Below are 16,920 nucleotides of genomic sequence, written 5' to 3'. Positions count from 1 at the left end.
TCATGCATTTCACCGAAGAACACGAAGCGATCTCGCGCACCGTCAAGCGCTTCATCGAGCAAGAGGTCAATCCGCACGTCGACGAATGGGAGGAAGCCGGCATCTTTCCCGCGCACGACGTGTTCGGCAAGCTCGGCGCGCTCGGCATGCTCGGCCTGAGCAAGCCCGCCGCGTTCGGCGGCGGCGGCCTCGACTACAGCTACGAGCTCGTGATGGCCGAGGCGCTCGGCGTGTGCAAGGCGGGCGGCGTGCCGCTCGCGATCGGCGTGCAGACGAACATGGCGACGCCCGCGCTCGCGCGCTTCGGCTCCGATGCGTTGCGCGGCGAGTTCCTCGCGCCCGCGATCGCGGGCGAGCACGTGTCGTGCATCGGCGTGTCGGAGCCGGGCGCGGGCTCGGACGTCGCGTCGATTCGCACGGCGGCGCGCCGCGACGGCGACGATTACGTGATCAGCGGCACGAAGCTCTGGATCACGAACGGCACGCAGGCCGACTGGATGTGCTGCCTCGCGAACACGTCGGACGGCCCGCCGCATCGGAACAAATCGCTGATCGTCGTGCCGCTGAAATCGAAAGGCGTGCACATCGAGAAGAAGATCCGCAAGATCGGCATGCATTCTTCGGACACCGCGCAGATCTTCTTCGACGACGTGCGCGTGCCGCGCCGCAACCTGATCGGCGAGGAAGGCCAAGGCTTCACTTATCAGATGCTGCAGTTCCAGGAAGAGCGGCTCTACGGCGCGGCCGCCGCGCTCGTCGTGCTCGATCGTTCGATCGACGAAACGATCGACTACACGCGTCAGCGCAAAATCTTCGGGCGGCCCGTGCTCGATCATCAGGTCGTGCATTACCGGCTCGCCGAGCTGAAGACCGAGGTGGAGGCGCTGCGCGCGCTCACATATCGCGCGACGGAGCTGTACGTGCAGGGCGGCGACGTGACGACGCTCGCGTCGATGGCGAAGCTGAAGGCGGGACGCCTCGCGCGCGAAGTCACCGACAGTTGCCTGCAGTTCTGGGGCGGCATGGGCTTCGCGTGGGAATCGAGCATCTCGCGCACTTATCGCGACACGCGCCTGTTTTCGATCGGCGGCGGCGCGGACGAGGTGATGCTCGGCATCATCTGCAAGAAGCTCGGCACGCTGCCGCGGGAGTGACGCGCGATGACCGAGACGACTTCCTCGACGCTCGCGCCGCTGCACGTCGCGCAAACGCACGGCGTCGTGTTCGCGACGCTGAATCGGCCGGGCAAGCGCAACGCGCTGACCGACGATCTCGTCGCGGCGCTCGACGCCGAGTGCGCGCGCGTCGCCGCCGATGACGGCGTGCGAGCGTTCGTGCTGCGCGGCGCGGGCGGCGTGTTCTGCGCGGGCGGCGACTTCGGCGGCTTTCACGCGATGATGCGCGAGCCGGCGCCCGCCGACGCGCCCGATCCGATCGCAACGTCGAACCGCCGGTTCGGCGCGCTTCTCGACAGGCTCGCGGCACTGCCGATGCCGACGCTCGCCGTGATCGAAGGCGCGGCGATGGGCGGCGGCTGCGGGCTCGCGGCCGCGTGCGACCGCGTGCTGATGGCGAGCGACGCATATCTTTCGATGCCCGAAACGTCGCTCGGCCTGCCGCCCGCGCAGATCGCGCCGTTCATCGTCGCACGCGCGGGCGCCGTGCGCGGCCGCTGGCTGATGCTGACGAGCCGCCGCCTGTCGGCCGCCGACGCGTTGCACGCGGGCCTCGCCGACGAAATCGCGAACGCGGACGCCATCGATCCGTTGCTGCGCGGCGAGCTCGCGCGCGTGCTCGCATGCGAACCGGCCGCGCAGCGCGCGACGAAGCGAATCGTCGCCGACACACTGCATCGCGAGCGCGCCGCCGTCCTCGATGCGGCGGCGAACGCATTCGCCGCCGCGCTGCGCTCGGGCGCGGTCGTCGAAGGCCTCGCCGCATTGACCGACAAGCGCGCGCCCCGCTGGGCGACCGATGCGCCGACGCTGCCGGTGACGCCATGAGCGAGCGCCGCTTCACCCGTCTGCTGATCGCGAACCGCGGCGAGATCGCGGTGCGCATCGCGCGCACCGCGCGCCGGCTCGGCATCGCGACGATCGCCGTCCACTCCGACGCGGACGCGCGCAGCCCGCACGTCGCCGCGTGCGACGCGGCGGTGTCGATCGGCGGCGCGACGCCCGCCGAATCGTATCTGTCGATCGACAAGCTGATCGACGCCGCATCGAAGAGCGGCGCGCAGGCGATTCATCCGGGCTACGGCTTCCTGTCGGAGAACGCGGCGTTCGCGCGGCGCGCCGTCGAGGCGGGCCTCGCGTTCGTCGGCCCGCGCGCCGACGCGATCGACGCGATGGGCGACAAGGCCCGCGCGCGCCGCCGGATGGCAGCGGCCGGCATTCCCGTCGTGCCCGGCTACGACGGCGACGATCAGAGCGACGCGCGCCTGCTTTCGGAGGCCGAACGAATCGGCTTTCCGGTAATGCTGAAGGCAGCGGCGGGCGGCGGCGGGCGCGGAATGCGCCGCGTCGATGCGCGCGACGCGCTGCCCGCCGCGCTGAAGCTTGCCGTATCCGAAGCGCGGAACGCGTTCGGCGACGGCCGCATGATCGTCGAGCGCGCCGTGATCGAGCCGCGCCACGTGGAAGTGCAGGTGTTCGCCGATACGCACGGCCACGTCGTCCATCTCGGCGAGCGTGACTGCTCGGTGCAGCGCCGCCACCAGAAGATCGTCGAGGAAGCGCCGTCGCCCGCGGTCAATGCCGCGCTGCGCGCGCGGCTCGGCGCGACGGCAGTCGCCGTCGCGCGCGAGATCGGCTACGTCGGCGCGGGCACCGTCGAATTCCTGCTCGACCGCGACGGCCGGTTCTACTTCATGGAGATGAACACGCGGCTGCAGGTCGAGCACCCGGTGACGGAGCTGATCACCGGGCAGGATCTCGTCGAATGGCAGTTGCGCGTCGCGCAAGGCGATGTGTTGCCGCTCGCGCAGCACGACGTGCGGCTCGACGGCCATGCGATCGAAGTGCGCCTCTGCGCGGAGGACCCCGCCGACGATTTCCTGCCGCGCACGGGCGAAGTGCTGACGTGGCGGCCGGGCCGTCACGCGCGCTGCGATCATGCGCTCGCCGACGGCGTCGCGATCAGCCCGCACTACGATTCGATGCTCGGCAAGCTGATCGCGCACGGCCGCTCGCGCGACGAGGCGATCGACCGCCTCGCGAACGCGCTCGACGACACGGTGCTGCTCGGCGTGCCGAGCAACCGCGCATTTCTCGCGCGCGTGCTGCGACATCCGGCGTTCGTCGACGGACGCGCCGTGTCCACCGCGTTCATCGCCGCGCATTTTTCCGACAACGACAGCCGCCGCTTCGCGCCGACGGAAGCGGCGTGGGCGATCGCCGCGTGGCTGTCGGCGGCCGCCGCCGATCGCGCGGAGACGCTGTCGCCCGCGTGGCGCGGCTGGCGCAACGGCGCGCCGCTGCCCGTGCCATATCGGCTGTCGTCGGCGCGCGCGAACGCGAACGTAAGCGCGAGCGCGGAGCACGCGGATGCGCGACGAGGCGTGGTGACGATCGATCGGCAACGCGCCGTCGTGCGCGCGCACGGCCGCGCGCCGGTCGCGCTCGACGGGGCACGCCCCGCGCCGCCGGGCGAGCCGTCGACGGTCGAGATCGACGGCCGCGCGCACGCCTACTGCTTCGCGATCGCGCGCGAGCGCCTGTGGCTGCAACTCGACGGCATCGATCACGCGTTCGCGATCCTCAACCGCGCAGGCCGAGCGAGCGCCGGCGCCGCCGACAGCGACGGCGTGCTGCGCGCACCGATGAACGGCCGCGTGATCGCGGTCGACATCGACGAAGGCGCGACGGTCTCGGCCGGACAAACGGTCATGGTGCTCGAGGCGATGAAGATGGAGCACGCGATCACCGCGCCGTTCGCGGGCAAGGTCGCGTCGCTCGGCGCGCGCGCGGGCGAGCAGGTCGCGCCCGGCCAGGTGCTCGCGCAACTCGAGCCGCAGGCCGGCTAACGCGCCGGCATTCGATACAAGGAGAATTTTCGATGAGCCACCCCGTCGTCGTCACGTGCGCGCTGAACGGCATCTTCACGGACCCGAAGCAGTTCAACGTGCCCGTCACGCCCGAGCAGATGGCGCGCGAAGCGAAAGGCGCGTACGACGCCGGCGCATCGTGCATGCACGTGCACTTTCGCCGGCAGGAGCCGGACAAGGGGCACCTGCCATCGTGGGACCCTCAGCTCGCGGCCGAGATCGCGCAGGCGATCCGCGAGGCGTGCCCGGGCGTGATCTTCAATCAGTCGACGGGCATCGTCGGGCCGAACGTCGACGGTCCGCTCGCATGCATCCGTTCGATCCGCCCGGAAATCGCCGCATGCAACGCGGGCTCGCTCAACTATCTGAAAGTGAAGGCGGACGGCGCGTGGGCGTGGCCGCCGATGCTGTTCGACAACCCGGTCGAGAAAGTCGCGTCGTTTTTGACGACGATGGCCGAGACGGGCGCGGTGCCCGAGTTCGAGTGTTTCGACACCGGCATCGTCCGCTGCATCGACATGTACGCGCGCGCCGGATTGTTCGCAGGACGATCGAATTACAACTTCGTGATGGGCGTCGAGTCGGGCATGCCGGCCGATCCCGAGCTGCTGCCGATCCTGATCCGGCTGCTGCGGCCCGATTCGACGTGGCAGGTCACCGCGATCGGCCGCGCGAACATCTGGGCGCTGCATCGGCGGACGGCCGAGCTCGGCGGACAGCTGCGCACCGGGCTCGAAGACACGTTCTATCTGCCGGACGGCGCGCGCGCGACGTCGAACGCGCAGCTCGTCGACGCGATCGCGACGATCGCGCGCGAAGCCGGGCGCGAAATCGCGTCGCCGCAGGAAGCGCGGCGGATTCTCGGCACGCGTGCGCAAGCCGCATCGCTTGCATGAACGACGCTTGACGGGCGAAAGGAGCCGCGATCGCGGCGGCCGGCTCGGCAGCCCGCGCCGCCGATGCGCGGCGAGCGGCACGGAGGCCGCAACGCCGCAGCGGCGAGCGCGACGCCGATGAACGCCGCGACGGGAGCAACGCAACCGAGACGCGGCCAAGACACGGCCAAGACGCGGCCGAAGAAGGCGCGCGATCGCCGAAGCCGCTCGGCGATCGCGCGACAGCACGCATCGCGCATACATGCATGCGCGCAACGGGCGGCGCAGATATGGCGCGCAAGATCGAAAGGTGAGAATTTTCGGGAGGCCGCCGACGCCGCTCCGAACCGACGAAAACCGGCGCGCGTCGGCGTTGTGCGAATGCACCGGCCTGCAACGATACATCGCGCGGCGGCCGCCGCGCGCCCGCCGCTCGCAAGGAGACGACATTGACCTCGATCGACCCGGACAACCTGCCGCTCGAACGCCTTCAATACTGGGAACGCACGCGCGCCGACGACGTCTGGCTCGTCCAGCCGACGGGCGGCGGCGAAATCCGCCGCTTCACGTGGCGCGAGGCGCTCGACGAAGCGCGCCGCGTCGCCGCGTACCTGCGCGCGCTCGATCTGCCGCGCGGATCGAACATCGCGATCCTGTCGAAGAACTGCGCGCACTGGATTCTCGCCGATTTCGCGATCTGGCTGAGCGGCCATGTGTCGGTGCCGCTCTACCCGACGCTCGGCGCCGAATCGGTCCGGCAAGTGCTCACGCACAGCGAAGCGGCGGCGCTGTTCGTCGGCAAGCTCGACGCATGGGAGCAGATGCGCGACGGCGTGCCGCCGCACGTGCGGCGCATCGGCCTGCCGTACCTGTCCGGCGCGCAGTTCGACGGCGTGAAATGGGACGACATCGTGCGCGACACCGCGCCGCTCGCCGAGCACGTGACGCGCGCCGCCGACGAGCTCGGGACGATCGTCTACACGTCCGGCACGACGGGCGACCCGAAGGGCGTGATGCTGACGTTCGGCGCGCTCGGCTGGTGCGTCGAGCCCGTCTTCGATCTGATCGCGCTCGGCCCCGGCGACCGGATGATCTCGTACCTGCCGCTGTCGCACGTCGCGGAGCGCGGCTATGTCGAGATGCTGTCGGTGCGCGCGGGCTTCACCGTCTACTTCGGCGAATCGCTCGACACGTTCGTCGCCGACCTTCAACGCGCGCGGCCGACGTTCTTCATCTCGGTGCCGCGCCTGTGGGCGAAGTTCCGGCACGCGGCCGCGAGCCGCCTGCCGCCCGGCCCGATTCCGGACGCGATGAAGCCGATGATTCTTCAGCAGCTCGGCCTCGACCGGGTTCGCCTCGCCGCAAGCGCCGCCGCGGCGATCGAGCCCGCGCTGCTCACCTGGTATCGCGATCTCGGGCTCGAACTGCTCGAAGGCTACGGGATGAGCGAATTGTGCGGCGTGTCGCACTCGTGCCGGCAGCACGACATGCGGCCGGGCTACGTCGGCGCGCCGGTGCGCGACGTCGAGAGCCGGCTCGCCGACACCGGTGAAATCGAGATCCGCTCGCCGGGCAACACGATCGGCTATTACAAGCGCCCCGACCTCACCGCCGCGCTCTTCACGCCCGACGGCTTCATCCGCAGCGGCGACTTGGGCGAGCTCGACGAAGCGGGCCGACTCAAAATCACCGGGCGCGTGAAGGAGATCTTCAAGACGAGCAAGGGCAAGTACGTCGCGCCGTCGCCGATCGAAAGCAGGCTCACGACGCATCCGCTCGTCGATGCGTGCTGCGTCGTCGGTGCGGGACGGCCGCAGCCGTGCGCGCTCGTGTCGCTGTCCGACGAAGGCCGCCGGCTCGACGACGACGGCCGGCGCGCGGCGCTCGCGACATCGCTCGGCGAGCATCTCGAACGCGTCAACGCGAGCCTCGACGATCACGAGAAGCTGCGCTTCGTCGTGGTCGTCGATTCGATCTGGAACGAGACGAGCGGCTTCGTCACGCCGACGTTCAAGGTGCGCCGCAATCGCGTCGAGGCGCGGTATGCGCCGTTTCTCGACGCGTGGGACGCGCGCGGGGCGGCGGTCGTTTGGGAGTCCGATGCGGCGTGACGGATTGCGGTTCGTTGCGCATCGCTCGATGAAAAAAGGCGCGCCGGGCGGCGCGCCTTTCGCCTTTTGGAGCGCGACGGGAGACGCATAACGCGCTTCGCGTGCGTCGCGATCTCGGCCGCTTCCGCTTCCGGAAGCATCGGCTTCGCGAGGCTTCGCACGCTCGACGCCCAGGCATGCCCCATCGGCGGTCAGTGCTTCGAATAAGGACAGCGAATCAGCTTGCCGATCGCATTCGACAACAGATCCTCGGTCCCCTTGAGCGAATCCGCCAGCACCGGATCGGTCGGGAACACCATCTCGGCCGCGATGTTGTCCTGCACGATCCGCGCGAGATTGTCGAGCGCGACCGCGACCGGATCGGCGGGCGTCTCCGCCGTCGCGATGTCGATCAGGTGCGTGTCGACGTTCTTGCGGTCCATCAGGCGCCGCAGGATGATCGTGTTCTGGTTGCGCACCGACGTCGTCCAGATCGACAGCACGACCGTGTACACCTTCTTCCATTCGTCGTCGCCGAGCGCCGCCTTCCAGCGTTTGATCAACGCCTCGACGCCCGCCACCTGCGCTTGCGCCGCGCACTGCATGTTGACCTTGATCGCATCGGCGACGCTCGCGGAGAACCGCTCGTAGCTCTCGATGCTGAAGCGCCCTTCGACGACCGATTGCGCGATGAAGTGAATCCCGCCTTCGAGAATGCGCGCGCTCGCCGCTCGCGCATCGGCCGGAAACTCGGCGGCGTCGAGGTGCCGCAGCGCGTTCTTCAGCGTCTCGCCGAACGCCTCGAGCGGCCGCACCCATTCGATCGCTTCGGGCTGCTTCAGATACGGCGCGATGATCACGTAGATGCCGAGCGGCGTGTGGCTGATCGATTTCACCAGTTCGAACACCGGCGACACCGGCTCGAGCGTCTCGCGCCGGCCTTCGTGGATCAGCGTGTACTGCCCGCCGCGGTAATCGTTGTTGACGACGATGACGGGGCTCAGATGCGACGTGAGCCTCGCCTTCAGCGCCGCGTAGTTCTGCCGCATCGCGTTGTCGACGGCGAACACTGCGTCGCGCGCCCGTACGCGCGGGTTCGAGCCGAACGCGACCATCTCCAGATCGTGAGCATCGATTCTCGAGAACGACTTGTGATTCATTTTCTTGCCTTCTTTCTTATTGAAAAAACGGAGCGTTCCTTTCGTTCTGGTAATGCCCCGTCGGGCGATCGCGAACGCTCCGGGTCAAACTTCGTTGTCACGTCGGCCTGCGCGGCGCGGGTGGCACGCCCCGCCGCACGGCGACGATTTTCGTTTTTCGGTGGTCCCTCGCGCCGCCGGCCGAAGCCGGCCGCGCCCCGTGTTACGCGAGCGGCAGCGTCAACACGTCGTCGGTCGTCATCACTTCGCCGAACGTGTCGTCGACGGTCGCGAGCGCCGCGCGATGCAAATCCGCATGCGGCAGCACGCTGCCGTCCGCGCGATCGAGATTGCGCGTCGCGCACGCATCGTCGACGACGATCACGTCGTAGCCGAGCGGCACGGCGTCGCGCGCCGCCCCCGCAACGCACGCATGCGTCATCAGGCCCGCGATGATCAGCGTCTCGATGCCGGCCGCCTTCAGGCGCGCGTCGAGGTCGGTCGTCGGAAACGCGCTGACGGACGATTTCCTCAGCACCTGATGGTTCGCCGCAGGTTGCAACTGCGCGTGGAAGCGCACGCCGTCGCCGTCCTCGGCGAACACCGGGCTGCCCGCGGGCGCCACGTGCTGAATGTGAAACACGCGAATGCCTGCGCGGTCCGCATGCTCGACGAGCCGCTGCGTGTTGCGCAGCGCGCGCGCGCCGTCCGGGATCGGCATCTTGCCGCTGAAATATTCGTTCTGGAAATCGATCACCAGCAGCGCGGTGCTCACGGCCTCGATCGCCTGCGGAGCGCTCGCGCCGGCCAAGGTGCGAATGGTGGGATGGCTCATCGTGAAAGTCCTGGTGAATGAAACGCGACGCACGCCCATCGTCCGTCGCTGCGCGTCTCGCCTCCGCGGCGGCAAGACAGGCGCAAGTATCCGGATGCGGGCCGCACCGCGAAAGTGGCCTTCGAGACAACATGTGATAGGATCGGGCCACCTTTTTGGACTGCCGTCTCATCCGTCATGCATACCGTCGCGGTCATCGCGTTCGAAGGCATCAGCCCGTTTCACTTGTCGGTGCCGTGCATCGTGTTCGGCGACGACCTCGCGCGGCTCGGCGTGCCGCGCTACCGCCTGCTGATCTGCGCCGAAAAGCCGGGGCTCGTGCCGACGATGTCGGGCTTCAGCATCGACGTGCCGCACGATCTGTCGGTGCTGGCCGCTGCGGATACGGTGATCGTGCCGGCGTGGCGCGACCCGGACGAACGGCCGCCCGAGGCGCTGCTGAACGCGTTGCGGTCCGCGCATCGGCGCGGCGCGCGGATCGCGGGCCTGTGCCTCGGCACGTTCATCCTCGCGGAAGCCGGCCTGCTGGACGGCCGCACCGCCGCGACGCATTGGGTGTGGGGCGACGACTTCGCGCAGAAGTACCCGAAGATCGGGCTCGACCGGAAGGTGCTGTACATCGACGACGGCGACGTGCTCACGTCGGCGGGCACCGCGGCGGCGATCGACTGTTGCCTGCATCTGCTGCGCCGCGATCACGGCGCGGACATCGCGAACCGCGTCGCGCGCCGGATGGTCGTCGCGCCGCACCGCCACGGCGGGCAAGCGCAGTACATCGAGCAGCCGCTGCCGAAGGCGACGGCGGGCGATCCGCTCAGCGCGGCGCTCGATTGGGCGATCGAGCATCTCGAACAGCCGCTGTGCCTCGACGCGCTCGCTGCGCGCGCGGGCATGAGCCGGCGCACCTTCACGCGGCGCTTCAAGACGAAGACCGGCACGACCGTCTCGCAATGGCTGCTGAATCATCGGCTGACGGCCGCGCAGCGGCTGCTCGAGACGAGCGACAAGACGATCGAGCGCATCGCGGAGATCGCCGGATTCGGGTCGACCGTGTCGCTGCGGCAGCATTTCACCGCCGCTTATTCGATTTCGCCGGGCGCGTATCGAAAGCAGTTCGGGCGCGGATTCTCCGCCGCGCGATAGCCCGAAGGCCGGCGCGATTTTCATCGCCCGCGGCGACGATCGACGACGCAAGGCAAAACCCGCACCACACCGCGGCAGGCCGACATCGCGTGCGGCCGATTCAACCCCGATCGAAAAGCGCCCGTTCGATATCGCGTGAATCAAATCCTTATTTTTTATCGCCGCTTATTTAAATTCAGTCCGACTCAGGCAAGCTGACTCAATCTGCATCGCGACAACATTCCGGCAATTCGTTCACCGAGTATTTCCTCGATTTTCAGGAACCGCTTCCGAAACCCGTTTGACGGCCGCCGTATCGTCATCGGCGTCAAATCCAGACCTATCCAGCATTCACCGAAGCGAAACGACGAACCGAGGACTAGAAAGCGCGCGAGACGCTGGAAACGGTTTCCGCCGACGTTTATCCGATTGACGCATTCGAATCCAAATAACGCCTCGAAAAATCACTTTCTGCATACCAAACACTTCAGCATTGACGATAGGAAAATTCATATTGAGTTTCGAATGTCGTCAATGAAATATGTACCAAACAATTTACTGAGAGATATCCGATGAGTTCCGGCCAGCCTCCGTCTTCAAGCGAGGCGAGCCAGCCCGAGGGTGCGACCGGAAGCGCGATTCCCGCGTCTTTTTCTTCCGGTTCGCATGGCTCGGCTCGCCCGGCACGGTTCCCGCCCCGCTCCGCCGCCCGTCTCGATCGCCGCATCGCCGCCGCCGTCACGCTGCTGCCCGCATTGGGCACGGCCGCCGCGATCGCGCTATGGATCGGCGGTCACGCGCCGGGCGCCGTCGAATGGACCGTGTTCGCCGTGTTCTATTTCGCGACCGCGCTGGGCCTCGAAGTCGGCTTTCATCGCCACGTGACGCACAAGGCGTTCAAGGCGAAGCCGTGGGTGCGGACCGCGCTGATCGCACTCGGCTCGATGGGCGCGCACGGCCCCGTCAACTGGTGGGCGTCGACGCATCGCCGCCATCATTCGACGAGCGACGGCAAAGGCGATCCCCATTCGCCGCATCTGTCGGGCGACGGTGCCGGCGGCCGGCTCAAGGGCCTCTATCACAGCCACATCGGGTGGCTCTTCGTCGGCGAGTCGACACGGCCGGCGGGATGGGAGAAATACGTACCCGACCTCTATCAGGACCCGCTCGTCTTCAGGCAGCACATGGCGTACTACCGCTGGGTCGCGATCGGCCTCGCGCTGCCGCCGCTGATCTGCGGGCTCGCGTCGCGCTCGTGGACGGGCGTGCTGCTCGGCTTCCTGTGGGGCGACATGGTGCGAATCTTCGCGGTCAGCCATTGCATCTGGGCGCTGAATTCGCTGTGCCACGTGATCGGCCGGCGCGACTTCCACACGACCGCGCACGACCGCAGCCGCAACAGCCTGCTGCTCGCGATCCCGACATTCGGCCAAGGCTGGCACAACAACCATCACGCGTTTCCCGCGTCCGCCTTCACCGGGCTGCATTGGTGGCAGATCGATCCGGGCGGGCTGTTCGTGCGCGTGCTGGAACGCCTGCACCTCGTCCACGACGTGAATCGCCCCAACGACGAACTGATTGCAAAGAAGCGCATCGCCCCATGAACGACTCTCGACGGGAGCCCGGAAAATGAAGAGCGCCACCCTGAACGCAGTGGAATTCGACGCAAGAACCCACGAGGAAATCGCCGGCTGGATGACCGGCTACGTCGCAGCCAGGCTGCGCACCGACAGCAGCGCGATCGACGTGAACAAGCAGTTCGTCGAGTACGGCCTCGATTCGGCCGACGCGATGAGGATGGTCGGCGATCTCGAAGACTATCTCGGCTTCGAGCTGTCCCCGAGCCTGCCCTATCAATATCCGACGATCGACTCGCTCGCGCGGGCGCTCGCCGATCTGTCGGCCAAGCGATAGGAGACCGAACGATGACCATCCGGCCCGAGAACCGCGAAACCGGCGCGCCGAATCGCGGCGCGCCGTACGGCGCGTCCGCCGACGCGATCCAATACCACTACGACATCGGCAACGCGTTCCTCGCGCTCGCGCAGGAACGCGGCCGCAACTACTCGTGCGCGATGTTCGAGGAAGGCGATACGCACGAGCAGGCGCAAATCCGCAAGCTCGACTATCACATCGCGCAGATCCGGGCGCGCGGCGCGGCGCGCGTGCTAGACATCGGCTGCGGCTGGGGCGCGCTGCTCGACCGGCTCGTGACGGCCGCCGGCGTGAAGGAGGCGGTCGGGCTCACGCTGTCGAACGAGCAGCTCCGCTACATCGGCGAGCAATACCGGCATCCGGGCATCGACGTGCAGTTGCGGAACTGGCAGGACTACGAACCCGACCGGCCGTTCGACGGGATCATCTCGCTCGGCGCATTCGAACACTTCGCGAAGATCGACGAAGACAAGGTCGAAGCCTATCGGCACTTCTTCACGAAATGCCACGGCTTCCTGAAGCCGGGCGGCCGGCTGTCGCTGCAGACGATGGGCTACGGCGACGTGCCCCGCGACCGCCGGCACTCCGATCTCTTCATCGCGCGCGAAGTCTTTCCGGAATCGGATCTGCCGTATCTCGCGGATATCGTTCTGGCATCCGAAATGCTGTTCGAAGTGGAACTCGTTCGCAACGATCGCCACGACTACGTGAAGACGATGCGCGCGTGGTTCGAGAACCTGCGCGCGCATCGCCGCGAGGCGCTCGAGCTCGCGCCGCCCGACGTGATCGAGCGCTACGAGCGGCTTTACCGGACGATGAGCTATTCGTTCGATCTCGGCGCGTTCGTGCTCTACCGGATCACGTTCCGGCGCATCGAGCCGAACCGGATTCACGCCGGCTCCCGGCATCGGGCGGCCGTCGCATGAAAAACGCGCCCGCCGACAGCGCCGGCCGCGCGAAGACGCCGCATCGCGCGGCGTCGGCGACCGATCCGGCAATCCCGCCCACGCCCGGCGATCGCGCATCCGGGCATCTGTCGCGCGCGTCGTCCGCGCGCCATCTGGGCGTCGCGGCGATACCGGCGATCGGCACGGCCGCCGCGATCGCGCTCTGGGCTGGATTCGGCCTCGCCCCGCGCGCGCAGGACATCGCGATGCTCGCGCTCTTCTACGTGCTCAATATCCTCGGCATGGAGCTCGCGCTGCATCGCTACTTCGCGCATCGCACGTTCAAGGCCGCGCCGTCGGTGAAGATCGCGCTCGCGGTCCTCGGCTCGCTCGCATATATGGGGCCGCTCATGTGGTGGGTCGCGATCCATCGGCTGCATCATGCGAACGCCGACCGGCCTGGCGATCCGCATACGCCGCAACTCGGCGGACGCGGTTTCGTCGGCCGCGCGAAGGGCATTCTGCACGGCCACGTCGGCTGGCTGTTCGATCCGTCGTCCGCGCGCCCGGCTGGCTGGCGCCAGTACGCGAACGACATGTACCGGGACCCGGCGCTGCTGCGCATCCATCTCGCGTACGATTACTGGCTGCTGCTCGGCCTGCTGCTGCCCGCCGCGCTCGGCGGGCTGCTCGATCCGTCGTGGAAGAGCGCGCTGCTCGGCCTGCTGTGGGGCGGCACCGCGCGGATCTTTCTCGCGACGAACGCGATCTGGGCGGTCAATTCGATCGGCCATTCGCTCGGCGGCAACCGGCCGTTTCGCGGCCGCGATCAGAGCCGCAACGCATGGTGGCTCGCGATCCTGACGCTCGGCGCGGGCTGGCACAACAACCATCATGCGTTTCCGCAGTACGCGAGCATGCGCTTCGATCGATGGCAGATCGACGTGACCGGATCGCTGATCGCGCTGCTCGAGCGGCTCGGGCTCGTGTGGGACGTTCAGCATCCCGATCACGACGCGATCCGCCGGCGGCTCGCGAACGCGCGGCGCGACGATGCGTGACCCGCGTTTTCCTTCCATCGAAACCGACCGGATCTCCCGATGACGGCACTCAAGATCTTCGATGCGCGCATACACGTGCTGCCCGACGTCGTGACGAAGCTCGTCTGGAAGAACTACGAGCGCGACGCCTGGAAGAATCGCTATGCGCTGCTCGCCGAGCAATCGATCGTTTTCCTGAAGTCGCACGGCGTCGCGCGCGCGGCCGGCATCTGCTATGCGGCGCAGCCCGGCATCGCGCCGTTTCTCAACGACTTCGTCGCGCACCTGGCGTCGCGGCATCCGGCGTTTCTCGTGCCGTTCGGCACCGTGCATCCGCACGATCGCGATTGCGCGCGCGAGGCGGTTCGCGTGCTCGACGAGCTCGGCTTCGCCGGCCTCAAGATCCATTGCCGCTTGCTGAAGATCGCGCCGGACGACGACGCGCTCGCGCCGATTTTCGAAGCGCTCGCCGAGCGCGGAAAAGTGCTGAACCTGCATTCTGGCGCGGTCGCGAAGAACAACGCGAACATGGACGAAATTCGCGGCGTCTGCAACGTCGAGCGCTTTCGGCGCGCGATGCGGCGCACGCCGCACCTGAAAGTGATCGTCCCGCACATCGGTTATGACGAAGTTCAGGAGTACGTCGATCTGCTCGACGAATTTCCGAACCTGCATTTCGATACCGCAATGGCGTTCGGCGGGCATCGCGCGGCGACGGGCGAGATCGTGCCCGACGTCAGGCCGCTGCACGAAGCGCGCTATCCGCGCGGCGCGCATCCGCGCCTGCCCGCGCGATGGAAGCCCGCGCTCGAGCAACTGGTGCCGCAGATGCGCGACCACCCGAACCGCTTCCTGTACGGCAGCGACTTTCCGCTCATTCCGTACGAATGGGATTTCGAAATCGAGCAGCTGAGGCGCTACCTGCCGGCCGACGTGCTGCGCAAGGTTCTGTGGGACAACGCCTGCGCGCTGTTCGGCGGCGATGCGAGTGCGAGCGTCGGCATGGGCATCGGCGTGAGTGCGCACGCGAACGCAGGCGAGCGCGCATCGGCCGACTTGCTCGCGGCCGGACCGACCACGGGGCCGACACGATGAAGCATGCGAATCATTCGGCGCCCACCGGCGCGAACGCCGCCGGCGCGTTCGCCGATTTCGTCGAGCTCGCGCAACATCGCGCCGCGCATCAGCCGGACCTGCGCGTCTATACGTTCGTCACGGGCGGCGATCGCGACGAGCGGCATCTGACTTGCGCGGACCTGGACCGGCGCGCGGGCGCCGTCGCGGCGGCGCTGGCGGAAGTCGCCCGGCCGGGGGATCGCGTGCTGCTCCTGTTTCCGCCGGGCATCGACTACATCGTCGCGCTGTTCGGCTGCATGTATGCGGGCGTCGTCGCGGTGCCCGCGTATCCGGTCGAGCCCGCGCAAGCGGAACGCACGCTGCGGCGGTTGATCGGCATCGTCGCGGACTGCGCGCCGGCCGCGATCCTGTCGACGACGTCCGGGCGCGACAGCGCGAATCGCGTCGAAACCGGTTCGCCCGCGCTCGACGGCCTGCGCTGGCTCACGGTCGACACGCTGCTCGACGACGGCGCGCGCCGCGCGCCGCGCGCCGTCGATCACCGGACGCCCGTCTACCTGCAATACACGTCCGGCTCGACCGGCGCGCCGAAAGGCGTGATGATCGGCCACCGCAACCTGCTGCACAACTCCGCCCTCATCGCGAGCCGCTTCGAGCACGACGCGAACAGCCGCGGCGCGATCTGGCTGCCGCCGTACCACGACATGGGCCTGATCGGCGGCATCCTGCAGCCGCTCTACGCCGGTTTTCCGGTCACGCTGATGTCGCACGTCGACTTCCTGAAGCACCCGCTGCGCTGGCTGCGCACGATCGGCGAGCGGCGCGCGACGACGAGCGGCGGACCGAATTTCGCGTATCAGATGCTCGCGACGATGCGCATCGCCGATGCCGATTTCGACAAGCTCGACCTGCGCTCATGGAGCGTCGCGTTCGTCGGCGCGGAACCGATTCGGCCCGCCACGCTGCAGGCGTTCGCGCAACGCTTCGCGCGCTGCGGCTTCGACGAACGCGCGTTCTATCCGTGCTACGGCCTCGCCGAGCACACGCTGTTCATGACGGGCGGACTGAAATCGCAGCCGCCCGTCGTCGCGTGCGCGCCGCGCGGCGCGCAGCCGACGCGCGCATCCGACGACGCCGACGCCAACGGCACCGGCGACGAGCGGCACGCGCGCGCGAACACGGCAATCGGATGCGGCGACGCGGCCGGCGACAGCGTGGTGCTGATCGTCGATCCCGACACGCGCGTTCCATGCGATGATGGCCGGGTCGGCGAAATCTGGGCGCAGGGGCCAAGCGTCGCGCTCGGCTACTGGAACAATCGCGAGCTGAGCGCACAGACCTTCGAAAACGAACTGCCCGGCTACGACGGGCGGTTCCTGCGCACCGGCGACTACGGCTATCGGTCGGGGGCCGGGGTTTTCGTCACGGGACGTCTGAAGGACATGATGCTGATTCGCGGCGCGAATCATTATCCGCACGACGTCGAGGCGACGATCGAGGAGCTCGACGTCGAGCTGTTCCGCCCCGGCGGATGCGCGGTGTTCGCGCTCGATACCGAGGCGACGCCGCAAGTGATCGTCGTGCGCGAGTTGCGGGCCCGCTACCTGAAGGCGCTCGGCGACGGCGGCCACGAAATGGTCGGCCTCACGCCCGACGCGCTGTTCGGCCGGCTGCGTCGGGCAATCACTCTGCAGCACGGCATCGCGGTGCACAACATCGTCTTCACGCCGCCGTCGGCGATACCGAAGACGACGAGCGGAAAGATCCAGCGGCACGCCTGTCGCGAACTGTTTCTCAACGACACGCTGCCGGTCATCACCCAGTGGCGCGCGCAGCTCGGCACGCCGAACGAGATCCGGAACAACTGACGAGGAA

Annotated in this window: 14 protein-coding genes; 12 read left to right on the top strand and 2 right to left on the bottom strand. The window is 68.0% G+C overall.

Annotated features, from left to right (window positions below; genetic code table 11):
- The first annotated feature begins 2 nt into the window (after nucleotides 1–2).
- The 5 genes from WS78_RS32045 to WS78_RS32025 all read left to right on the top strand — a co-directional run bounded on the left by WS78_RS32045 (nucleotide 3) and on the right by WS78_RS32025 (nucleotide 7,031).
- Complete coding sequence (locus tag WS78_RS32045; protein ID WP_038746118.1) at nucleotides 3–1,154, top strand: acyl-CoA dehydrogenase family protein; 1,152 nt, start codon at nucleotides 3–5, stop codon at nucleotides 1,152–1,154.
- 6 nt (nucleotides 1,155–1,160) lie between these two features.
- Nucleotides 1,161–2,003 (top strand): enoyl-CoA hydratase/isomerase family protein, encoded by an 843-nt coding sequence (locus WS78_RS32040; RefSeq protein WP_059576631.1) that lies wholly within the window; start codon nucleotides 1,161–1,163, stop codon nucleotides 2,001–2,003.
- Nucleotides 2,000–4,024 carry an acetyl/propionyl/methylcrotonyl-CoA carboxylase subunit alpha gene (locus WS78_RS32035; protein WP_059576634.1) on the top strand — a complete coding sequence of 675 codons (2,025 nt, stop codon included), beginning with the start codon at nucleotides 2,000–2,002 and terminating at the stop codon, nucleotides 4,022–4,024. The genes WS78_RS32040 and WS78_RS32035 overlap by 4 nt, the downstream gene beginning before the upstream one ends.
- A 32-nt stretch (nucleotides 4,025–4,056) precedes the next feature.
- Nucleotides 4,057–4,941, top strand: coding sequence for a BKACE family enzyme (locus WS78_RS32030; RefSeq protein WP_038746112.1), 885 nt, complete (start codon nucleotides 4,057–4,059; stop codon nucleotides 4,939–4,941).
- Between the two features lie 428 nt (nucleotides 4,942–5,369).
- Nucleotides 5,370–7,031 (top strand): AMP-binding protein, encoded by a 1,662-nt coding sequence (locus tag WS78_RS32025; protein WP_059576637.1) that lies wholly within the window; start codon nucleotides 5,370–5,372, stop codon nucleotides 7,029–7,031.
- Between the two features lie 191 nt (nucleotides 7,032–7,222).
- Here WS78_RS32025 and WS78_RS32020 read toward each other — a convergent pair whose 3' ends face one another.
- Nucleotides 7,223–8,170, bottom strand: a complete 948-nt coding sequence (locus WS78_RS32020) for a hypothetical protein (RefSeq protein WP_059576640.1) — start codon at nucleotides 8,168–8,170, stop codon at nucleotides 7,223–7,225.
- Between the two features lie 202 nt (nucleotides 8,171–8,372).
- Nucleotides 8,373–8,984, bottom strand: coding sequence for a cysteine hydrolase family protein (locus WS78_RS32015; protein ID WP_038746104.1), 612 nt, complete (start codon nucleotides 8,982–8,984; stop codon nucleotides 8,373–8,375).
- Nucleotides 8,985–9,161: 177 nt separating this feature from the next.
- On the opposite strand from WS78_RS32015, the gene WS78_RS32010 reads away from it, so the two are divergent.
- From WS78_RS32010 to WS78_RS31980, 7 genes are all read left to right on the top strand, one after another.
- On the top strand, nucleotides 9,162–10,127 hold the full coding sequence (locus WS78_RS32010; RefSeq protein ID WP_059576643.1) for a GlxA family transcriptional regulator: 966 nt from the start codon (nucleotides 9,162–9,164) through the stop codon (nucleotides 10,125–10,127).
- Between the two features lie 551 nt (nucleotides 10,128–10,678).
- Nucleotides 10,679–11,710: an acyl-CoA desaturase gene (locus WS78_RS32005; RefSeq protein WP_059576644.1), complete on the top strand. Its 1,032-nt coding sequence runs from the start codon at nucleotides 10,679–10,681 to the stop codon at nucleotides 11,708–11,710.
- Between the two features lie 25 nt (nucleotides 11,711–11,735).
- Nucleotides 11,736–12,020, top strand: a complete 285-nt coding sequence (locus tag WS78_RS32000; protein WP_038746098.1) for an acyl carrier protein — start codon at nucleotides 11,736–11,738, stop codon at nucleotides 12,018–12,020.
- Between the two features lie 11 nt (nucleotides 12,021–12,031).
- A complete protein-coding gene (locus WS78_RS31995) occupies nucleotides 12,032–12,967 on the top strand; it encodes a class I SAM-dependent methyltransferase (RefSeq protein ID WP_059576647.1) in 936 nt (311 codons plus the stop codon).
- Complete coding sequence (locus WS78_RS31990; protein ID WP_059576650.1) at nucleotides 12,964–13,989, top strand: acyl-CoA desaturase; 1,026 nt, start codon at nucleotides 12,964–12,966, stop codon at nucleotides 13,987–13,989. Before WS78_RS31995 ends, WS78_RS31990 begins: the two co-directional genes overlap by 4 nt.
- A 39-nt stretch (nucleotides 13,990–14,028) precedes the next feature.
- Nucleotides 14,029–15,063 carry an amidohydrolase family protein gene (locus WS78_RS31985; protein WP_059576652.1) on the top strand — a complete coding sequence of 345 codons (1,035 nt, stop codon included), beginning with the start codon at nucleotides 14,029–14,031 and terminating at the stop codon, nucleotides 15,061–15,063.
- A complete protein-coding gene (locus tag WS78_RS31980; RefSeq protein WP_059576655.1) occupies nucleotides 15,060–16,913 on the top strand; it encodes a fatty acyl-AMP ligase in 1,854 nt (617 codons plus the stop codon). The genes WS78_RS31985 and WS78_RS31980 overlap by 4 nt, the downstream gene beginning before the upstream one ends.
- The last annotated feature ends 7 nt before the right edge of the window (nucleotides 16,914–16,920 follow it).

The organism is Burkholderia savannae, assembly GCF_001524445.2.
GTDB classification, from domain to species: Bacteria; Pseudomonadota; Gammaproteobacteria; order Burkholderiales; family Burkholderiaceae; genus Burkholderia; species Burkholderia savannae.
This window is presented reverse-complemented; position numbering and strand designations above follow the sequence as displayed.

What these genes read in the sequence shown, in the direction of transcription:
- WS78_RS32045 (WP_038746118.1), top strand. Translation starts at nt 3, where the DNA reads ATGCATTTCACCGAAGAACACGAAGCGATCTCGCGCACCGTCAAGCGC.
- WS78_RS32040 (WP_059576631.1), top strand. Translation starts at nt 1,161, where the DNA reads ATGACCGAGACGACTTCCTCGACGCTCGCGCCGCTGCACGTCGCGCAA.
- WS78_RS32035 (WP_059576634.1), top strand. Translation starts at nt 2,000, where the DNA reads ATGAGCGAGCGCCGCTTCACCCGTCTGCTGATCGCGAACCGCGGCGAG.
- WS78_RS32030 (WP_038746112.1), top strand. Translation starts at nt 4,057, where the DNA reads ATGAGCCACCCCGTCGTCGTCACGTGCGCGCTGAACGGCATCTTCACG.
- WS78_RS32020 (WP_059576640.1), bottom strand. Translation starts at nt 8,170, where the DNA reads ATGAATCACAAGTCGTTCTCGAGAATCGATGCTCACGATCTGGAGATG.
- WS78_RS32015 (WP_038746104.1), bottom strand. Translation starts at nt 8,984, where the DNA reads ATGAGCCATCCCACCATTCGCACCTTGGCCGGCGCGAGCGCTCCGCAG.
- WS78_RS32010 (WP_059576643.1), top strand. Translation starts at nt 9,162, where the DNA reads ATGCATACCGTCGCGGTCATCGCGTTCGAAGGCATCAGCCCGTTTCAC.
- WS78_RS32005 (WP_059576644.1), top strand. Translation starts at nt 10,679, where the DNA reads ATGAGTTCCGGCCAGCCTCCGTCTTCAAGCGAGGCGAGCCAGCCCGAG.
- WS78_RS32000 (WP_038746098.1), top strand. Translation starts at nt 11,736, where the DNA reads ATGAAGAGCGCCACCCTGAACGCAGTGGAATTCGACGCAAGAACCCAC.
- WS78_RS31995 (WP_059576647.1), top strand. Translation starts at nt 12,032, where the DNA reads ATGACCATCCGGCCCGAGAACCGCGAAACCGGCGCGCCGAATCGCGGC.
- WS78_RS31990 (WP_059576650.1), top strand. Translation starts at nt 12,964, where the DNA reads ATGAAAAACGCGCCCGCCGACAGCGCCGGCCGCGCGAAGACGCCGCAT.
- WS78_RS31985 (WP_059576652.1), top strand. Translation starts at nt 14,029, where the DNA reads ATGACGGCACTCAAGATCTTCGATGCGCGCATACACGTGCTGCCCGAC.
- WS78_RS31980 (WP_059576655.1), top strand. Translation starts at nt 15,060, where the DNA reads ATGAAGCATGCGAATCATTCGGCGCCCACCGGCGCGAACGCCGCCGGC.